At 40.1% G+C, this 18,714-nt stretch carries 18 protein-coding genes; 6 read left to right on the forward strand and 12 right to left on the reverse strand.

Going from position 1 to position 18,714, the window contains the following annotated elements:
- Nucleotides 1-5: 5 nt before the first annotated feature.
- The 3 genes from carB to H625_RS12355 all read right to left on the reverse strand — a co-directional run bounded on the left by carB (nucleotide 6) and on the right by H625_RS12355 (nucleotide 6,139).
- Nucleotides 6-3,200, reverse strand: coding sequence for a carbamoyl-phosphate synthase large subunit (gene carB / locus H625_RS0101305; protein WP_026858271.1), 3,195 nt, complete (start codon nucleotides 3,198-3,200; stop codon nucleotides 6-8).
- Nucleotides 3,200-4,288, reverse strand: a complete 1,089-nt coding sequence (locus H625_RS0101310; protein WP_026858272.1) for a carbamoyl phosphate synthase small subunit — start codon at nucleotides 4,286-4,288, stop codon at nucleotides 3,200-3,202. Before H625_RS0101310 ends, carB begins: the two co-directional genes overlap by 1 nt.
- Nucleotides 4,289-4,735: 447 nt before the next feature.
- Nucleotides 4,736-6,139, reverse strand: a complete 1,404-nt coding sequence (locus H625_RS12355) for a glycosyltransferase family 2 protein (RefSeq protein WP_051238924.1) — start codon at nucleotides 6,137-6,139, stop codon at nucleotides 4,736-4,738.
- A gap of 380 nt (nucleotides 6,140-6,519) precedes the next feature.
- Here H625_RS12355 and H625_RS0101320 point away from each other — a divergent pair, with 380 nt between their 5' ends.
- Together H625_RS0101320 and H625_RS12360 are read left to right on the forward strand one after the other, a co-directional pair.
- Nucleotides 6,520-7,224 (forward strand): DUF5058 family protein, encoded by a 705-nt coding sequence (locus tag H625_RS0101320; RefSeq protein WP_026858273.1) that lies wholly within the window; start codon nucleotides 6,520-6,522, stop codon nucleotides 7,222-7,224.
- Nucleotides 7,225-7,239: 15 nt separating this feature from the next.
- Nucleotides 7,240-7,890: a hypothetical protein gene (locus H625_RS12360; RefSeq protein WP_035784902.1), complete on the forward strand. Its 651-nt coding sequence runs from the start codon at nucleotides 7,240-7,242 to the stop codon at nucleotides 7,888-7,890.
- A gap of 329 nt (nucleotides 7,891-8,219) precedes the next feature.
- Here H625_RS12360 and H625_RS0101330 read toward each other — a convergent pair whose 3' ends face one another.
- The gene (locus tag H625_RS0101330; RefSeq protein WP_026858274.1) at nucleotides 8,220-8,888 is read right to left on the reverse strand and encodes a type 1 glutamine amidotransferase domain-containing protein; all 669 of its coding nucleotides are present in this window, start codon (nucleotides 8,886-8,888) and stop codon (nucleotides 8,220-8,222) included.
- Nucleotides 8,889-9,012: 124 nt separating this feature from the next.
- Between H625_RS0101330 and H625_RS0101335 the strand changes: the two genes are divergently transcribed.
- The 3 genes from H625_RS0101335 (at nucleotide 9,013) to H625_RS0101340 (ending at nucleotide 10,236) form a co-directional block, all read left to right on the forward strand.
- Nucleotides 9,013-9,516 carry a class F sortase gene (locus H625_RS0101335; protein ID WP_035784905.1) on the forward strand — a complete coding sequence of 168 codons (504 nt, stop codon included), beginning with the start codon at nucleotides 9,013-9,015 and terminating at the stop codon, nucleotides 9,514-9,516.
- Between the two features lie 85 nt (nucleotides 9,517-9,601).
- Nucleotides 9,602-9,925 (forward strand): RNA polymerase sigma factor, encoded by a 324-nt coding sequence (locus H625_RS13335; RefSeq protein ID WP_084135658.1) that lies wholly within the window; start codon nucleotides 9,602-9,604, stop codon nucleotides 9,923-9,925.
- A complete protein-coding gene (locus tag H625_RS0101340; RefSeq protein WP_245573079.1) occupies nucleotides 9,883-10,236 on the forward strand; it encodes a hypothetical protein in 354 nt (117 codons plus the stop codon). Before H625_RS13335 ends, H625_RS0101340 begins: the two co-directional genes overlap by 43 nt.
- 285 nt (nucleotides 10,237-10,521) lie before the next feature.
- Here the strand turns inward: H625_RS0101340 and H625_RS0101345 are convergent, their stop codons facing one another.
- The 7 genes from H625_RS0101345 to H625_RS0101370 form a co-directional block, all read right to left on the reverse strand.
- Complete coding sequence (locus H625_RS0101345; RefSeq protein ID WP_026858277.1) at nucleotides 10,522-11,574, reverse strand: 2,3-butanediol dehydrogenase; 1,053 nt, start codon at nucleotides 11,572-11,574, stop codon at nucleotides 10,522-10,524.
- Nucleotides 11,575-11,702: 128 nt separating this feature from the next.
- A complete protein-coding gene (locus H625_RS0101350; RefSeq protein WP_026858278.1) occupies nucleotides 11,703-12,320 on the reverse strand; it encodes an SCO family protein in 618 nt (205 codons plus the stop codon).
- 96 nt (nucleotides 12,321-12,416) lie between these two features.
- Nucleotides 12,417-15,419, reverse strand: a complete 3,003-nt coding sequence (locus H625_RS0101355) for an AAA family ATPase (RefSeq protein ID WP_026858279.1) — start codon at nucleotides 15,417-15,419, stop codon at nucleotides 12,417-12,419.
- The gene (locus H625_RS0101360; RefSeq protein ID WP_026858280.1) at nucleotides 15,406-16,521 is read right to left on the reverse strand and encodes a metallophosphoesterase family protein; all 1,116 of its coding nucleotides are present in this window, start codon (nucleotides 16,519-16,521) and stop codon (nucleotides 15,406-15,408) included. The genes H625_RS0101355 and H625_RS0101360 overlap by 14 nt, the downstream gene beginning before the upstream one ends.
- 92 nt (nucleotides 16,522-16,613) lie before the next feature.
- Nucleotides 16,614-16,733 (reverse strand): YvrJ family protein, encoded by a 120-nt coding sequence (locus H625_RS13340; protein ID WP_084135661.1) that lies wholly within the window; start codon nucleotides 16,731-16,733, stop codon nucleotides 16,614-16,616.
- 1 nt (nucleotide 16,734) lies between these two features.
- Entirely contained in the window at nucleotides 16,735-16,947 is a 213-nt protein-coding gene (locus tag H625_RS0101365) for a DUF2922 domain-containing protein (protein ID WP_026858281.1), read from the reverse strand.
- Between the two features lie 37 nt (nucleotides 16,948-16,984).
- The gene (locus H625_RS0101370) at nucleotides 16,985-17,185 is read right to left on the reverse strand and encodes a DUF1659 domain-containing protein (RefSeq protein WP_026858282.1); all 201 of its coding nucleotides are present in this window, start codon (nucleotides 17,183-17,185) and stop codon (nucleotides 16,985-16,987) included.
- Between the two features lie 116 nt (nucleotides 17,186-17,301).
- On the opposite strand from H625_RS0101370, the gene H625_RS0101375 reads away from it, so the two are divergent.
- Nucleotides 17,302-17,781 (forward strand): DUF2621 family protein, encoded by a 480-nt coding sequence (locus H625_RS0101375; RefSeq protein ID WP_035784999.1) that lies wholly within the window; start codon nucleotides 17,302-17,304, stop codon nucleotides 17,779-17,781.
- A gap of 434 nt (nucleotides 17,782-18,215) precedes the next feature.
- Here the strand turns inward: H625_RS0101375 and H625_RS0101380 are convergent, their stop codons facing one another.
- The gene (locus H625_RS0101380) at nucleotides 18,216-18,713 is read right to left on the reverse strand and encodes a CcdC family protein (RefSeq protein ID WP_035784908.1); all 498 of its coding nucleotides are present in this window, start codon (nucleotides 18,711-18,713) and stop codon (nucleotides 18,216-18,218) included.
- Nucleotide 18,714 lies beyond the last annotated feature (1 nt).

Below are 18,714 nucleotides of genomic sequence, written 5' to 3' on the forward strand. Positions count from 1 at the left end.
GCGGTTTATACTAACGCATTGATTTGGAAACCGCGGTCTTCCAATACGTATAGAATTGCTTCTGCTGTATCGATGGATGTTAATAGTGGCACACCACGCTCGATGGCAGCTTTACGAATTAATTGACCCGAGTTTTGGTCGTGTCGCGCGCGCCCCCATGTATTAATGATAATTTGTGCACGTTCTTCGGTAATCAAGTTCACTAATGTTTGCTCAATTTCTTTTTCGTCTGTTACTTCATTTGATGTCACTGCAACAGTATCAATACCTGCAGCTTCAAATTCCGCTTGCATGTCGCCCGTTACCATGACACTGAAGCCAATTTGACGGAAACGTTGTGCCAATGCCAAACTTTCTGCTACGTCAGCCTTGGTAATTGTGAACAAGACATTACCGAAATCATTGACGTGGATGTTGCTACCTGCAAAGGCCTTGTATAGTGCTTTTTGTAGGTTGATATCTGAACCCATCACTTCACCAGTTGATTTCATTTCTGGTCCTAATTGCGGATCAACTAGGTTCAATTTAGTGAATGAGAATACTGGTGCTTTTACATGAACCATGTTGCCTTCAGCGTAAAGACCTGGTTGGTAACCTTGGTCAATAATGCTTTCGCCAAGGATAGCACGCGTTGCTACTTGTGCCATTGGAATACCCGTTACCTTACTCAAGAAAGGTACTGTACGGCTGGCACGTGGATTTACTTCAATCACATAAACTTGGCCATCTTGAACAATGAATTGAATATTCATCATACCCAAGCAATTTAAGCCAAAAGATAGACGTTCAGTGTAATCGACGATGGTCGCCTTCACCTCATCAGATAGACTTTGTGAAGGATAAACGGCCATAGAGTCACCTGAGTGGACCCCAGAACGTTCGATATGTTCCATAATTCCTGGGATTAAGACATTTTCACCGTCACAAATTGCATCGACTTCGACTTCGGTACCCACTACATAATGGTCAATCAAAATTGGACGGTCTGGAGAGGCAATCATGGCATCTTCCATATAGCTGCGTAAGTCGGCATCGTTATCCACGATTTCCATACCACGCCCACCTAAGACATAACTTGGACGTACTAAGACTGGATAGCCAATCTTACTTGGGATTTGTAAAGTATCTTCTACAGACATTGCTGTAAAACCTTCTGGTTGAGGGATTCCTAAGTCTGTTAAGGCTTGCTCGAACAAGTCACGGTCTTCAGCACGATCTAAGTCTTCTACGGTTGTCCCTAAGATAGGAATACCTAATGCATGTAATGGTTCAGCTAGATTTATCGCTGTTTGACCACCAAATTGTACAATAACCCCTTCTGGTTGTTCAAGGTCGATGACATGTAGTACGTCTTCTAAAGTAAGTGGTTCGAAGTAAAGTTTATCCGAAATAGAGAAATCAGTTGAAACTGTTTCTGGGTTGTTATTCATGATAATCGCTTCGTAGCCAGCTTGTTGGATTGCTTTAACAGAGTGAACTGTGGTGTAGTCAAATTCTACCCCTTGACCGATACGGATGGGACCTGAACCTAATACTAAAACAGTCTTTTTGTCTGAAGGCATACTTTCGTTATCAGCACTATAGGTTGAATAGTAGTATGGTGTGTTCGATTCAAACTCGGCCGCACAGGTGTCAACGGTTTTGTAGACTGGGCGAATGCCGTTTGCAGCTCGTAAGTCACGTACATCTGCTAAATCATTTTCCCATAGTCTAGAGATGGCTAAATCAGAGAAACCATAACGTTTTGCTTCTTTTAAGACAGCAACATCTTCTTTATTGGCTTCAAGTGTATTTTCTAATTCTACAATGTGCATTAAAACATCTAGGAAATAGAGATTAATTTTTGTCATGTCATGCAATTGTTCAATGGTATATCCGCGGCGCAAAGCTTCAGCTAAGTAGAAGATACGGTCATCTTGTGCACGTGTAATCTTATCAATTAAGGTTACTTCATCAGCTTCGCGACTAGCAGTTTTTGCCATGTGTTCAGCACCAATTTCTAGTGAACGGACAGCTTTTAACAGCGCTTCTTCAAGGTTCGTACCAATAGCCATGACTTCACCAGTGGCTTTCATTTGAGTACCTAACTGACGATCACCTTTCTCGAATTTATCGAATGGCCAACGTGGAATCTTCGCAACCACATAGTCCAAAGCTGGTTCAAATTCGGCTAAGGTTGTACCTGTTACAGGGTTGATCATTTCATCAAGTGTTAACCCTACTGCGATTTTGGCTGCAATTTTGGCGATTGGATAACCAGTTGCTTTAGATGCAAGCGCTGAAGAACGGCTCACCCGTGGGTTTACTTCAATAACGTAGTAATTGAAGCTGTTTGGATCTAAGGCTAATTGCACATTGCAACCACCTTCAATACCTAAGGTACGGATAATCTTTAATGATGCATCGCGCAACATTTGGTTTTCGTGGTCTGTTAGAGTCAAGGTCGGTGCGAAAACAATTGAATCTCCTGTATGAATACCAACTGGGTCAAAGTTTTCCATGTTACAAACAACCAAAGCATTATCTGCGCTATCACGCATTACTTCGTATTCGATTTCCTTGTAACCAGCGATTGAAATTTCAATCAAACATTGGTTTACAGGCGATAATTTAAGGCCCTTAGCAACAATTTCACGTAATTCAGCAGGGTCATTACAAATCCCCCCACCTGTTCCACCCATGGTAAAGGCAGGACGTACAATTACTGGATAACCAGCCTGTTCTGCGAAAGCTAGTGCTTCGTCAACTGTATGTACAATATCACTCTCAGGAACTGGTTCATTCAATTCACGCATTAGATTACGGAAAAGGTCACGGTCTTCAGCTTGATCGATAGCTGATAATTTTGTACCCAATAATTGGATACCTAATTCATCTAAAATACCATCATTGGCTAATTCAATCGCCATGTTTAAACCTGTTTGGCCACCTAAAGTAGGTAGAATCGCGTCTGGACGCTCTTTACGTAAGATGCGTGATACAAATTCTAGCGTAATCGGTTCAATATACACTTTGTCAGCAATTTCCGTGTCAGTCATGATAGTTGCTGGATTGGAGTTAACTAATACAACTTCATAACCTTCTTCACGTAAAGATAAGCATGCTTGTGTACCAGCATAGTCAAATTCTGCTGCCTGTCCGATGATAATTGGACCAGATCCGATAACCATAATCTTGTGAATATCAGTACGTTTTGGCATTAAATAGTCCCCTCCAAGTTCTTGTTGTTATCCATTAATTCAATAAAACGATCAAATAAGTGGTCTGCATCATGTGGTCCTGGTGCTGCATCAGGATGATATTGCACACTAAAAGCAGGTAAAGTTTTGTGGCGCACACCTTCTACCGTTTCATCGTTGATTTCGATATGAGTGATTTCTAAATCTGTATGCACTAATGAATCAGCATCTACCGCATAACCGTGGTTTTGAGAAGTGAAATCAATACGACCAGTAGCAATTTCACGTACAGGGTGGTTAAAGCCACGATGGCCGAATTTCATTTTGAAGGTTTCGCCACCATTCGCTAAACACAACAATTGGTGACCAAGACAGATACCAAACAAAGGTATTTTACCTTGAATTTCATTAATCATGTCTAAAGCTTCTGGAATACTCGTTGGATCCCCAGGGCCGTTGGTTAACATGACGCCATCAGGAGCTAAACGTAAAATTTCTTGGGCAGTTGTATCATATGGTACCACCGTTACATTACACTCACGTTTGTTTAATTCACGTAAAATTGAATGTTTCAAACCAAAGTCTACTACGACCACATTCTTACCAGCATTTGGATTCACATATCGCGTTTTAGTTGATACTTGCGCTACTTGGTTTGTAGGCAAGTCTGTCGCGCGAAGTGTCGCAAGCGCAGCTTCAATGTCAGTCCCCTCATTTAGTAAACTAGCTTTCATCGTTCCGTGACTACGGATTGTTTTGGTTAATTGACGCGTATCAATATGTTTAATGCCTGGTATATCATATTCCACTAAGAACTCATCCAAGCTCATTTTTGATCGCCAGTTAGATGGGAAACGTGCAACTTCACGACAAATGATAGCCTTCACGGTAGGGTCTACAGATTCAAAATCATCAGCATTTACACCATAGTTTCCAATTAATGGAAAGGTAAATGTTAACATTTGACCGTTATAACTCTGGTCAGTTAATGATTCTTGATAACCTGTCATTCCTGTTGAAAAGACTACTTCGCCAATAACCTCTTTCGTAGCACCAAAAGCTTCACCATAAAATGTTTCACCAGTTTCTAACAACAATATTTTTTCCATTTTTTCACTCACCTTCAACGAACATACCGATTATGACCATTTACATTTACACTATAAAAAAAAGCACTTAGCCCGAGGGCTAAGCGCTTTACGACACTACAAGTAAATTGAAGATATAGTAAACAAACCATTCGCATGGTTTCACTTGACCCCTTGAAAGCCTCACAGGACTTGATTTAAAGGTTGCTTTATTTTTTCTAAGATTACGCTATTGACTATGCAAAGTCAACAAAATCATGTAAAAAACTATCATGTTTCACAATTTTATATACAATCTACTCATAGAATTCTAATAAAAGTCCCTTAAATCCGGTCTCCTGAAATTTCATTACTATATTAATTTAGGTTAGAATGTGCAAATACTGTATAAAAATGAAAAGACAACAAGCAAGCACAAATCCTTATTCCTTAAAGCTACTTGTCTCTTTACAAATGCACTAGCTTTATTTAGCTTGTCTTATCGAATGCTTCTCGTTCAATCTTATGCCAACTATGCAAGTGGGTACTATAAGTAATCGCAGCATATAAACGAACAAATAGTAGATAGGGTCTATAGAAGATCGAATCTAGAATTGTAATACCAAAAGCTTTTAAGGTATCCCCGCGGAAAAATTGATAGTCTTGGATAAAATATCTGCCCACGTAGAAAACCATCGTTTGAAAAACACAAAACAGAAAATATAACAGCGCAAGTGCTATCGCGGAAGAAACATTTAATATGCCTAGCATGAATGATAAAGAAATAATGATGATACCTATTAATTCAATAAATGGCGCCATCAATTCACATAGAAAATAGAATAAGTACGATACGGTACCTAGTAAACCATATTTAGGATTTAACATGATGGTACGGTGTTGCCACATACTTTGTATTAATCCTCGATGCCATCTCGACCGCTGTTTCGTCAAGTCTTTTAAAGTAAAAGGCGCTTGCGTCCAACAGATTGCATTCGCAACATACCGATTATTATAGGGGATTTTATTCTCTACGTAATACCGATGTAAGCGTAAAGCCAAGTCCATGTCTTCAGCCACACTATTCACATCATAACCATTCACACGAATAAGCGCTTCCTTTTTAAAGAGACCAAACCCACCCGATACATTTAAATTACCATTAAAAGCATCGCTAAAAATGCGAGAGCCCATAAAGGCTCGTGAATACTCTAGTGACTGCATAGCTGCTACCAAACTTTTAGAGATTTTTGTTTCCACAGGATATGCATGTTTAAAAACAACATCATTTGAAACGCCTAATAAACCACCAACAGCAACCGTAGTCGCGTCCTCAAAGAAAGGTCTAATCGCATGCTTTAAGGCGTCCGCTTGTAAAATTTCATCGGCATCCATTGACACAATATACGGATACTCTGAAACGTTAATCCCAGCATTTACAGAGTCAGCCTTATTCCCCCCATTCTCTTTGCGAATCAATTTAATCGAAATGCGTCCTATTTTATGACCATAAACCGCTTGTATAGGTTTACTAAGGACTTGAAGACGAATTGGATGGGTTATAAGTGACAAATCAAATGCATCAATCACTTTTTGCCCAGTACCATCTGTAGATCCATCATCGACAACAATTATTTCAAAAATTTTGTAATCCTGGTACAACAAGTTATTGATTGTCGAAAGAATGGTCGCACTCTCATTATAAGCTGGCACGATAATAGAAATTGGATAGTAATATTCGTGGTCTAACTGATTCATCATCAACCTGCGTTGTCGATTTCGGTAAATTTTAACCATTGCAAATATATTCCCAACTGAAATATAGGTCACATAAAAAAATAAATAGTATAAGAAAAATATTTCCGTATATTGAATCACTTCCCTAACATCCATGACTTAATCCTTTCTGGTCATAATAATAGATTAATTGCTCCTTAGCATACGGATCATCTCCATTAAATATGATACTCAACTCACTTGGAGCAACCGCTAATTCGCTTAAAGCGATACTTGCATTTCTTCGAATATACCACTCTCTCGAAAAAATATTTTCTTCAATTGATCAATAGTTGCTGGTCCTGGATAGTGGGCTAATGTTGAGGTAGCGACTCCTGCACACGCCCATTCTCGCACGTCACTGGTATCTGCCCATTTTAAAATATATGGATATGCCTTATCTACATGAACTTTTGCATAATAACGTAAAATAGCACAGGTTAAATCAACATTCTCGTCTTTATTTGTTCAGTTTAACGGTAGGGTTTCATTATTACATGACAGGAATGGATTTTGCCAACTCGCCTGTTGTCTGGATATTTGCTTCTGCAATTGTTGCACTGGTTATATTTCAGGCACTTAAATTTTTATCTTTATCAAAAAAAGCAGCAAGAGATGTCGGCATCAGTGAAACAAATATTAAACGTGCAATTAAAACAGGAAGTATTACTGCGATTGGACCGTCAATCGGTATCATCATCGTGGCTGTGTCGCTGATTTCATTAATCGGCAACCCGCTCACAATGATGAGAATCGGTGTTATCGGATCGGCTCCTATTGAAAGTATGGGTGCACAGCTGTCCGCACAATCAGCAGGAGCAACTTTAGCAGGAGATGGTTTTACTCCTGAAATATTTAACCTTATTGTCTGGACATTATGTATCGGCGGTGCCGGCTGGATGATTTTTACATTTTTCGCTACACCGTACTTGAGCAAGATTCAGACTAAACTCACATCAAGACCTAAAGGTGAATATCTAATGGGCATCATTGCAAGCGGTGCAATGATTGCGGTGTTCGGTTCATTAACCGGTGCTGAAATGATTAAAGGCGCGCCTTATCTTTTCACGGCAATTGTGGCGGTAATTTCGTCACTGACATTTAATTATATAGCAAATAAAAAAGGAATTAACTGGCTGAAAGAATGGTCATTAGGTTTTTCTATACTGATCAGCTTATTCGCAGTTTATTTCTTTATATAAAACGGAGGGGTTTTTATGCAGGAATTTAGAGCAGCCTCTCATAAATGGGGCCGTATTACTTTAGGGTTAGCAATTTTAATATCATTTGCAATGCCGTTATACATTTCATTCATAATGGGATTCCATCCCGGATTCTCATTAATTATTAACAGCTTTTTAGCATACGCAGCAGTCGTTGCCATTGTCTGGTTTTTAGAACCGATTATGTATTTCCCTGTCCTCGGAGTATCCGGGACATATGTTGCATTCTTTACAGGAAACATATCAAATATGTGTCTCCCGGCAGTTGCATCATGTCAGGAAGCAGTCGGAGTCAAGGCGGGAACTGACGAAGGTGAAATCATTGGAACACTCGGCATCAGTGCAGCATCACTGGTCAACAAAATTATACTGATACCGGTTATCCTTGCCGGACTGTGGCTGTTAACAATTATTCCGGAAAGTGTTCAGGAAGTATTTCCGTTCGTACTCCCGGCAATCTTTGGCGCAGTACTCGCACAATTTGCAGGTAAGTTCCCAATTTACGGTCTACTGGCACTCGGTGTCGGTATACTTATTAATATGTCGGCACTGCCGTTGTTCTCGAAAAACATTTTATGTATCGTAATTCTTATTGCAATCATGCTTACTATAAACAAGATGAAAAACAAAAACGCTGCAGCTTAATATTTTGATAAGTGACCTGGAAACTTACGTTTCCGGGTCTTTTTTGTATTGATTGCTGTTTTGGGAGACAACAGGGATGTGGTGTTGTCCTTTAACAGACCTTCGGGGACAACGGGGATATGGTGTTGTCCTTAAATGAGGCTTCCGGGACAACGGGGATGTGGTGTTGTCCTTTAACAGAGCTTCCGGGACAACGGCGATGTGGTGTTGTCCTTTAATGAGACTTTGGGGACAACAGGGATGTGGTGTTGTCCTTTAACCTCACCATCATTTCCACGAAAATAAAAGACGGCGCCTTAATAAAGGACACCGTCATAACCATAATTTTATTATCTTAGTCTGTTAATGACTGCTTCTGCAACAGCCTGTGATGATGCCGGATTCTGCCCTGTAACGAAATTGCCGCTTGAAACAACATTTTCTTCCCCTGCCGCGCCTTTAACAAAACCGGCGCCGTTTTCTTCAAGTTTAGTCTGCAGCATAAACGGCATATCTTCGGACAGGTTCGCCCCATCTTCTTCTTCATTTGTAAATGCAGTCAATTTAATCCCATCGACTAAATATTTACCGTCCTTAGTTTTCGCATTGGCAAATGCTGCCGGACCGTGACATACTGCACTGATAACTCTTCCATTATCTTTAAAGTAAGCCATAATATTTTGAATATCCGCATCTCCCGGGAAATCGAACATTGCGCCGTGCCCACCTGCTAAAAATATCGCATCATAATTCTCGTAAACGAGATCTCCGATACGCGGTGTGTTTTGAAGCAGTTTAGTTACTTCAGTAAATTTCTCATCATCGTTACCATTCTCGACTGAATTTGGATCGATAGGTACTTCCCCGCCTTTAGGTGATGCTATATCAACTTTGAAGCCCGCACCTTGAAATGCAATATACGGTTCAGCCGCTTCAGACAGCCACACACCTGTCGGTTTATTCTTGTTACCTGCAATTGTGTCAGCATTTGTAACCATAATTAATACAGATTTACTCATATTGATATCCACTCTCCTTTTAATTTATCTACCCTGAAAATTTGATAATTAATCCCGGTTTAAAAACTTATGTGATCTAAATCTCTTTTTTCTGCGTATCCTTATTAAGACAAGGAGGAATTTTATGAAGCTGTTAATGCCTTTATTGCTTACAATTCTGCTCGCCGGCTGCACTGCAAACGATTCTGAAAAGCAAGTCCCGGAAAGTGAACCGGCTGAAGAAAGCGTGACTGCCTCTCTCGGCCTTTTAGATAATGGAGAAATGGCAGTACCAGAATCTATCGATGACACTTCCTGGTATGAACCAGGCTATAAACCAGGTGAACCTGGTAACGCTGTTATTGCAGGTCACGTGAGTGATACTGTTGATCCCGGAGTGTTCTCAGAGCTTCATACGCTGAATCAAGGCGATGAAATTATCATTCACGGTATGGAAGGTGAAGTGCTCACTTTTACTGTTTTCGATAAAGAACTATATGATGCGGACGAAGCACCATTAGATAAAATTTTCGGCTATTCCCACCGCAGCTTATTAAATCTTATTACATGTGAAGGCGTCTATGATTATGATGTTGGCGGCACGCCGAACCGCTGGGTAATCTATACTGAGTTGAATTCTGAAAGTTAAGACTGCATAGAAGCTATGTCACCTACGCTTCTATGCTTTTTTATTATATAAAATATGATGAAAGACGTAAATTGAGGAGAATCAGATGACTAAAACGGACTTGGAACTGTACGATAGCATGTGTTCAGGTGACAAGAGCGCACTCGAATCCATCTATTCCAAATACGAAAAATTACTTTATTCCTATGCCTACAAAATGACTTCGACCCACGAAGTTTCCGAAGAAATTGTTCAGGATGTATTCACCAAGCTATGGCAGAACAAAAATCCATATGATGCCGACAAGGCCAAAATGTCTACCTGGCTGATTACTATTACAAGAAACTCCGTCATAGATCTTTTCAGAAAGAAGAATTCTCAATGTTCATGGATACAGCAACAGACGGCAACCTGCCTGCCGAAGCATTAGCTGAAGGATTACAGATGCATGTAGAACAGCTTGTTGGTGCATTCGATGCATATGCAGCTGAAGATTATCAAGTTGCATATGAACAAACAAGAGAAGCATATCACCATATGTTTATGACAAGTAAAGGACTGTCCGGTGCAATCGTTACACAAATGCCAGATCAGTTTATGATGGAAATGCCTGCTGAAATGCCAAACACAGCAATGGCAGCCCCGGCAGACAATAATAATACCCTGCTAATCAGCATTTTCGCAGGTCTGGTTCTGTTATCAGCAGTCATGATTACTTTAAGAATCAGAAAAACTAGCTAAAACTTGTTTAAATTCAAAAGGCTGAGACATAAGTATTTTCAGCACAAATAATCCGTACGTTAGCAATCCTTTAGGCACCGCGTATGCCTGTAATCTTACGCTGATGCTATTCCCCAAGGAGTCTCGCGTGCGAGTTTTACTTATGACTATACTTTATGAAATATACTATCATCTGACGTTTTTGTCCCATTCCCTTAAATTTTTTTATTAAAAAGTCTAATCCTCTTAATTTCAAGAAAATTAGACTTTTATTGTACAAATTTATACACTTAATAATATAAAATTTTATTTATCGCCGCTTAATTTGACTAAAATCTTAGCCTGGCTCTTATCGTTAATTAACGCTTCAAATCCTTTTTCAACAATATCTCCCAGTTCAATGTGATCTGTAATTACCGGGTACGGATTAATCTGACCGCTTTCCATCATTTTCACAGTCGCCTCAAAGATATCCGGTTCATAAGCAAGTGTGGATGCAATTCTCACACCGCTTGATGTCAACAGCATAGGATTAAATTCCATAGCTTTCTCAAATATCGAAACTATTGTAACCATACCGCGCGCTCTTGTGACAGCTATTGCTTGATTAAGAGTAATAGGTACACCTGCAACTTCAAATGTTCTGTCTACACCATCCGGATAATGTTTTTTCACAAATTCAACAGGGTCTTCACTACCTGAGTTCACAGTATAAGTTGCTCCGACTTCTTTTGCTTTTTCAAGTCGAGTATCACTTAAATCAAATACAATAATATCTTTTGCTCCAGCTGCACGCGCTGCAATAACTGTAAGAAGTCCAATAGGACCTGCACCAAACACCGCAACTGAATCACTAAACTTCATTTCTGACTCTCTGATTGCCTGTAAGGCCACAGCAGTAGGTTCAACCAAAGCTCCAAGTTCCAGCGAAGTATCGTCTTTTAATTTAACGATATTTTCCTTGTCCACTACAACATAATCAGCAAAGCCGCCATCACTTCCTAAGCCTACAAATGTAAAACCTTTGTACATATCTACCAATGTTTTTTCGTGTACTTTACCGGTGATTAAGGGATTAATCGTCACCTTATCTCCTGCTTTTAAACCTTCAACGTTTGATCCTGTTTCTTCAATTACTCCCGAAAATTCATGGCCCATAGTCAATGGCGCTTTTCTACCCGTTAACGGAGATTCTTCATCTTTAGGGATGAAAATTGGACCTGCATTATACTCATGTAAATCACTTCCGCATATACCAGCCCACGCCACTTTAACTTTTACCTGATTATCCTGAATCTTTGGTGCATCGATGTCTTCTACTCGAATGTCTTTTGCATTATGAAATACTGCTGCTCTCATTTTAAAACCTCCTGATTGAATTTTCTTTCAATTAAATTATCTCATGTATTGCAAAAGTTTAACAGCCTAAGCAGAGTAGATTTTTAACATAAAAAAGACATCCCCTTCTCAGGGAATGTCATATTTACTTAGTTCTCTTCATTATTCTGTTCTACCAGTTTCTCAACATCCGATACCACTTCAGCCTGCGGGAATTTATTGTCTCCTGAATCCACACCAGCATAATCTTTAATAATTGTACCGTTAGCATCGATTAAGTAAAATGAAGTTCCGTGGGTTACCTGGTTACTGCCTTTAGGCGGCGGTGCAACGATTGTTTTAAAGTTGTCTTCCGCAAATCCTCTAATGAATCCGTAATCGTATCCAGTTAAGAATTGCCAATCCGTATTTTCCGGTATATCATACCAGCTTGCATATTCTGTGAGTACTGCAGGTGTATCGACCTCAGGATCAACCGAGAAACTCATAATACCGTAGTCCTCAATACCTTTGTCTTCCAGTTCCTGCGCTACTGCAGTCATGTTTTGACTCATCGGCGGGCATACAGTCGCACAGTTCGTAAAGATAAAGCTTAAGAGCCATACTTTACCGTCCATATCTTCTCTCGTGAACGTTTCATCATCTTGATTCGTCACTTCGAAGTCCTGTATTTCATCACCGTACCGGCTCATCGTCTCTACTGCGCCTGCACTGCACGCTGATAAAAACATGAGTGATGCCAAAACCGCGATTAACCACTTTTTCAAGTGTGTCCCCTCCTACCATTCATCTTACTTCTTATGTTAACAAAATTTAAAATTACTGCGCATGTAAATTATGCACTTTTTATGACTAATCATTGTCTACAGTGTCACAATCTCTGTCGTGCTCCGTTCGTTATCAGGTTTCACATATAAAATATGTTCCATACGTTCTTTTAATTCTTCCACATGTGAAATAATACCAATTGTTTTCCCTGTAGTCTGCAAGTCTATTAAGGTGGATATTGCAACTTCCAGCGTCTCGTGATCGAGCGTCCCGAAGCCTTCATCAATCAGCATCGTATCGAGTGTAATTCCGCCTGACTCCTGCTGCAGTGCTTCGTTTAATGCAAGTGCCAGAACGAGTGATGCCTGGAATGTCTCCCCGCCTGATAATGAATTAATATTACGCGCCTGATTATTGTAGTAATCGAACACTTCAATATCAAGACCGCTGTAACGGTTCACTTTTTTCATGCTGCGCTGCAGCTTGTAGCGGTGGTTTGTCATCGCAGTCAATCTTACATTGGCAAGATCCAGTATGCGTTCTAAGAAGTACGTCAGTACGTATCTCTCTAGTGATACTTTCTGGCCTTTCTTCCCCTGCACCGCTTCAACCAGTTCGTTCAGCTGACTGAATTCCTCGTAGGATGCATTGAATGTATCGATTAATTCCGCAAGATAGTTCCTGGAAGAAATATTCTGATTCTTTCTTTCATTCACAGCAGCATAGTATTCCCGTGCAGACTCTAGCGCAGTCTCGGCCTCGCTCACAGCACGCACATCTTCATCGGTACTGAATTTCTCTGTCGATTCGAGATTTTTCTTCAGCTCATCAAGATGATTTTTAAGAGATAAATTCTCGTCATCAAATGATTTCACCTTATTTTTTTTAACTGGAATCGACTCATCGTGAATAATCTTATAAAGCACGTCTTGAGCTGAATACTTATGTACTTTCATAAACGTATCGATTTCACTGTTAAACTGCGTCAATGAAGCTGCTGTTTTTTCGCTATCCGCTTCAAGTGATTTAACTTTCAAAGAGGACAGTTCCTGCTGATTCGTTAAGCTGTTTACTTCTTCTTTCAGCTGATTTAAGCTGGCCTGGAATTCTTTAATGAATTTATGCTCATTACTCATGTGAACTTTAAAGTCATTATAATCAGTGAAGCCCGTTACTTCTTTGAAGTTATGCTGTTTTTCTGACAGCTGATCTGCAGTATTTTTCATTTCCTGATTTTTTAGCTGCAGTGTATGAATGTTTTCATTCTGTCTGGATAGTTCATTGTTCAGCTGTTCTTTTTGTTCAAGTTCACTGTTAATTTGAGCAAGTTTTCTGCCCATTGTATCTTTTTGTTCCTTCAGCTTTTCGAGTTCTGTATCCAGCACTGAAGGATCTTTATGTTCTTTATCTTTCAGCAGTTCATCGATAACATCGATGCGCACTACGCGTTTCTGGTTAGCTTCTTCATGCTCTGACAGCTTTTCCTGCAATGTATTCAGCTGAAGTCTGTCCTCTTCAGAAAATCCGCCCGACTCCGGAAGTTCGAGGATATTCTGTTCACAGACCGGACATGCTGCACCCAGCTCTAAATGATTAATCAAATGATTAATCGTCTGCACAGTTTCTTCATCATAATCAGCAAGGTTGCTGTTAAACAGTTTTACTTCTTCTTTCAGTTCAGCGAGCTTTCTATTGTTCACTTCAATACTATTTTTAATTTCACTGCGTTCATCCAACAGAGCCTGATCAGCGTGAGCCGCTACGGCTTCAGCCTCAAGCTTGCTGCACTTATCGCGTAATTCAATGTGATGTTCCTGCAGTTCAGAGGCATCGGAGCGTGTTGCTGACAGCTTTTCAAGCTGCGCCTTTGTGTCTTTTGCAGAACTCGTTAATACTTTAGCTTTTGTTTCTTTTTGTTCGAGTTCTGCAGACAGAGCGGCAATATCATCATTCAGCGCTTCATATGAGGTTGCCAGGAATGATTCTCTGCTGTAGTACTGCTGCTGCCTCTTGTTCATATCCGGTATATTTTCTTCAGCCTGTTCAAGCTGTGTCTTACTGTTTTTAAGCTGCTCTGACAGTTCTGACTGCTGTTCTTTTTCTTTAGTCAGAGCCTCATTAATCTCGTCTACTGACCGAGCCAATTCTTTACGGCGCAGCAGTTCGTATTTAATTGATGAAACTGTTTCAAAGTCATTAATTTCTTTACGCCAAATATCGATTGATTCAGTCTGGCTCTTTAAAGCATCAATTGATTCAGTTAACTGATTAAGTTTATTAATTTGTTCATTATGCTGTTGTTTTTTCAGTAATGCCTGTGTGTTGTTTTCAAGTTCAGTTTTAAGTTTTTTACCGTCTTCAGTCAGCTCTTCAAGTTTTTTCTCATAACTGAAAATCACACCATCGGCGTATTCCAGCACAATATTATAGTTTGGAAATTCCTGCTGCTCTGTAATATCAATGTCCTCAGTATGAATGTGTTTGACACGCTCACTAATTCTCATATCCAGTTTAGCCGCTTCAGCCGACTGTTCTTTCAGCTTGTCTTTTAAATTGAGTTCAAAGTTTAAAAAACGTCCGGTCTGGAATAATGTGCGGAGTATTTCCTGTTTATCAGTACTCGATGACACGAGCAGCTCTTTAAACTCACCCTGCGGCAGTATTAAGATCTTTCTGAACTGAGCACGGTTGAGTTTTACAATATCCTCAACTGTATCTCTTACTTCATTCAATTTTCCTGCGAGAATATTATTTTCGCTGTCATACAGTACAGCTTTCGGCGGTGTCGCACTTTTATTACCGGGCTTATGATATTTCAAAGTACGCTCTACTGTATATTCTTTACCGCGCACTTCAAAAGTAAGCTTAACCTGTGCCTGCTTATCTACCGGTGCAAACTGACTGCGCAGCGACTCCTCATCACGCCCGGTCGTTGACGCGCTGCCGTACAATGCATAGACAATCGCATCAAAAATCATCGTCTTGCCTGAACCCGTACGTCCGCTAATTAAAAACAATTTATTATTAAGACTCTCGAAATTGATTTCTTCAGCTTCGAACGGTCCGAAATATTCTACTTTTAAGTTAATCAGTTTCATTATGTTCACCTGCAAAATATGACTTAAACATCGTTTTATCGAAATCCGTTACATTTCTGTCGAGAGTCGTTTCTATAAATGACTGATAGATATCCACGTCACTTGTCGTCGTCATATCCACCGTCTGTAGCTCTGATGAACGATCTTCAATTAACGGTTTTAACTCCAGTGTATTCGGATAAATCATTTTAATTTTACTCATCGGTTCTGTTACATAACTCATATTTGATAATTCAAATTTAAAATATGCATCGTTATCTTTAAACGTGACCGTCTCGTTAACGACCGCTTCATAATCACCGGTAAATACGACGACATCGTGTTTAGGTTCCAGCGGAATGAAAGAGACCTTCTTCTTTTTAGTATCGATTATTCTGTAGCCCTTAGGCTGTTTATGTTCCGAGAATGAATATTTTAATAAAGACCCGCTGTAAAATGATTTCTCGCTGTTTACTGCAAACGGATGATGCAGATGACCTAGCAGTGAGTAGTCAAAATTACTGAACGTATCCTCGCTCACCGCTTCACTCAGCCCCATCGACAGCGGTCTTTCTGAGTCACTTTCGATACTGTCTGATAAGTATAAATGTCCAACCAGTATGTTCGTCTTTTCTTTGTCCAGACGGACGTTAATTTTTTCAAGTATTTTATCGTAGGCATCCTGATGAGAAACGATTGTCTCCTCCTCAAAATAGTTCCGCGCCTCAAGTACTTCAATATGCGGCAGCAGATAAAAATCTGTGTCACCGATGCTTACAGGAATATGTGCCTGATCGAGATTTGTATTTATATGAAAATCCGTTGCTTTAAACCATTCGCTGCCATAATTCAAACGTTCACGACTGTCGTGATTGCCGTTAATAACGAGGAGCGGTTTTTCTAATGTCATATTTATTTGATAAAGTGTGTCGTTCGCAAGCTTTAACGCACGCTGTGACGGATTTGCACGGTCAAAAATATCCCCGGCAACGACTACCATATCAATATCATTTTTTTCAATTTCGGTCATTAATTGTTTCAATATGTATGCCTGATCTTCGATTAAATCGAGACCGTTCATTTTGCGGCCGATATGCCAGTCGCCTGTATGTAAAATCCGCATTATAGTCACCTCTTAAAGTCATTATATTGATTTTATCATACTTCCTGAATGACAAAAGACTCTCACCGGTAAAACCGGTAAGAGTCTGTATATTATTTGAGCTGCTGGATTGTAATGATTAAATCGTCTAATTTAGTTTCCATGCGGTACAGCAGGAAAAACGTAATTACAGCCGGAAATCCAACCTCGCTCACAAAAGGTATCCAGTCCATATTATTTAAGCACTGTCGTTGCTGTGTTGACGATTTTCGCTGAATACAGGGAAACCGGAATCCCCTGTACCGGGCGCAGAATATCTTCTGCAATTATACGCGCTGCCTCTGCCTCAACTTCTGCAGGGGTAATACCTGCTTTCGGGTTATTAACAGTCAGATTAAATCTTTTATCCACGTTCGTAGTAAATACCATTACTAATTTTTCATCCATTGGTGTTCCTCCTCTCTATTAATGATGTTCAGTTTAATTAATCGACGATATGCGTCACTACTTTTTCAACCAGTGAATACTGTTCCCCTGTCAAATTCTCGTAAATGGCTGCCAGAGCGTTGACACCCGCATCACTGGCTTCACTCGACAGACTGTGAATCGAGCGTGATTTCGTCACCTCCTTACCTTCTTCGTTTACAGCGTAGAAGTAAAACTTTGCACTCAGTTTTTTTATCATGTTCCCACCTCCTCTCACACTATATATCGTCACAAATTATTAAATGGACAAACAAAGTTCAAGATATGTATAATATGAGTTAAGTAGAGGTGATTACAGTGTCATTTGATATATTTATGATTTTAATTGCGATATGGACATTCATTATGCTCGGGGCGATGACGATTGGCGGATTCTTCATGTTTAGAAAATTCTTGCGCCGCATGCCTAAAGGAGACGGCTATTCAGAACTCGACTGGCAGGATTACTACATAGAAAAAGCCCTGCCTTTATGGAATAAGGACGCCCGCTCACTGCTGAACGAACTGGTCAGCCCGGTTCCGGAACTGTTCAGAGATGTTGCAAAGGAAAGAATTGCCGGCAGGATTTCAAAAATAGCGCTGGATGAAGGTGTTAAAACGATTGAACTCGATCAGATAATGAAAGGCTACATTATCGCTACACCGAAGAAAGACCATAAGTTTATGAAGAAAAAATTAAAGCAGCTTGAGATAGATTACACACCATACACAGAACTGTTTGAACTTGCAGATGACGAGAAACAAAAATTCTCCATCTTTGAACAGACAGAAAAAGTAAGCGGCAAACCATCATAGGATGGTTTGCTTTTTTTGTTGCAGTATCAGTGATGGATTCACAACGGGGAAATGCCGTTGTTAACCGGGAGCCTTGGATTCACAACGGGGAGATGCCGTTGTTAACCGGGAGCCTTGGATTCACAACGGGGAGATGCCGTTGTTAACCGGGAGCCTTGGATTCACAACGGGGAGATGCCGTTGTTAACCGGGAGCCTTGGATTCACAACGGGGAGATGCCGTTGTTAACCGGGAGCCTTGGATTCACAACAGGGACACGCCGTTGTGAACCGGAAGCTTTGGATTCACAACAGGGAAATGCCGTTGTTAACCGAGAGACGTGGATTCACAACAGGGAGATGCCGTTGTTAACCAAGAGCTGCAGATTCACAACAGAAAGATGCCGTTGTTAACCGGCACAAACATTCTCATAAAATCAAAAAAACAGCATACCGTCATGCGACGGCCTGCTGTTTTTTAAAGTCATGATGTTTGATAAACATTGATAAACGCCAAATTCCGATCATAACGAACGCGAGCAGGAAAAACATTCCGCCGATTTCGCCTGGTGTTGTATTCAGTGAGAATATATACTTCAATGCAATTCTCGCCAGCAGCAGACCCATTAAAATTACGGGGAATGCTTTTGTCTGTCTGACATACAGTTCGGAATTCTTAACTTCGTATTTCGTCGTAATAATCAAGACTACTGAGAATATTGCGCCGATAACTATCGTTTCAGCGATGTGTATCCATGACAGTCTGAAGTATGGGAATATATACATCAATGCTCCCGTTGACATCATTACTGGCGGTATTATAATTTTCTTTAATGTCAGCGGTGTTTTACTTGCATGCTTGCGGACAAAAATAACGACAATCCCCATTATAACCGCACCGATTGATGCGATCAAAAACAGGAGTTCTTCTATCGATTCCAGAAATTCTATCATC

Source organism: Jeotgalicoccus psychrophilus DSM 19085, assembly GCF_000425845.1.
Classification (GTDB): domain Bacteria; phylum Bacillota; class Bacilli; order Staphylococcales; family Salinicoccaceae; genus Jeotgalicoccus; species Jeotgalicoccus psychrophilus.

Coding starts and splice junctions, on each gene's coding strand:
- H625_RS0101340 (WP_245573079.1), top strand. CDS start 9,883: ATGGATACAGCAACAGACGGCAACCTGCCTGCCGAAGCATTAGCTGAA.
- H625_RS0101335 (WP_035784905.1), top strand. CDS start 9,013: ATGAAGCTGTTAATGCCTTTATTGCTTACAATTCTGCTCGCCGGCTGC.
- H625_RS0101365 (WP_026858281.1), bottom strand. CDS start 16,947: ATGGATGAAAAATTAGTAATGGTATTTACTACGAACGTGGATAAAAGA.
- H625_RS0101320 (WP_026858273.1), top strand. CDS start 6,520: ATGACAGGAATGGATTTTGCCAACTCGCCTGTTGTCTGGATATTTGCT.
- H625_RS13340 (WP_084135661.1), bottom strand. CDS start 16,733: ATGGACTGGATACCTTTTGTGAGCGAGGTTGGATTTCCGGCTGTAATT.
- H625_RS13335 (WP_084135658.1), top strand. CDS start 9,602: ATGACTAAAACGGACTTGGAACTGTACGATAGCATGTGTTCAGGTGAC.
- H625_RS0101370 (WP_026858282.1), bottom strand. CDS start 17,185: ATGATAAAAAAACTGAGTGCAAAGTTTTACTTCTACGCTGTAAACGAA.
- H625_RS0101375 (WP_035784999.1), top strand. CDS start 17,302: ATGATTTTAATTGCGATATGGACATTCATTATGCTCGGGGCGATGACG.
- H625_RS0101345 (WP_026858277.1), bottom strand. CDS start 11,574: ATGAGAGCAGCAGTATTTCATAATGCAAAAGACATTCGAGTAGAAGAC.
- H625_RS0101380 (WP_035784908.1), bottom strand. CDS start 18,713: ATGATAGAATTTCTGGAATCGATAGAAGAACTCCTGTTTTTGATCGCA.
- H625_RS0101310 (WP_026858272.1), bottom strand. CDS start 4,288: ATGGAAAAAATATTGTTGTTAGAAACTGGTGAAACATTTTATGGTGAA.
- H625_RS0101360 (WP_026858280.1), bottom strand. CDS start 16,521: ATGCGGATTTTACATACAGGCGACTGGCATATCGGCCGCAAAATGAAC.
- H625_RS0101355 (WP_026858279.1), bottom strand. CDS start 15,419: ATGAAACTGATTAACTTAAAAGTAGAATATTTCGGACCGTTCGAAGCT.
- H625_RS12355 (WP_051238924.1), bottom strand. CDS start 6,139: ATGGATGTTAGGGAAGTGATTCAATATACGGAAATATTTTTCTTATAC.
- carB (WP_026858271.1), bottom strand. CDS start 3,200: ATGCCAAAACGTACTGATATTCACAAGATTATGGTTATCGGATCTGGT.
- H625_RS0101330 (WP_026858274.1), bottom strand. CDS start 8,888: ATGAGTAAATCTGTATTAATTATGGTTACAAATGCTGACACAATTGCA.
- H625_RS12360 (WP_035784902.1), top strand. CDS start 7,240: ATGCAGGAATTTAGAGCAGCCTCTCATAAATGGGGCCGTATTACTTTA.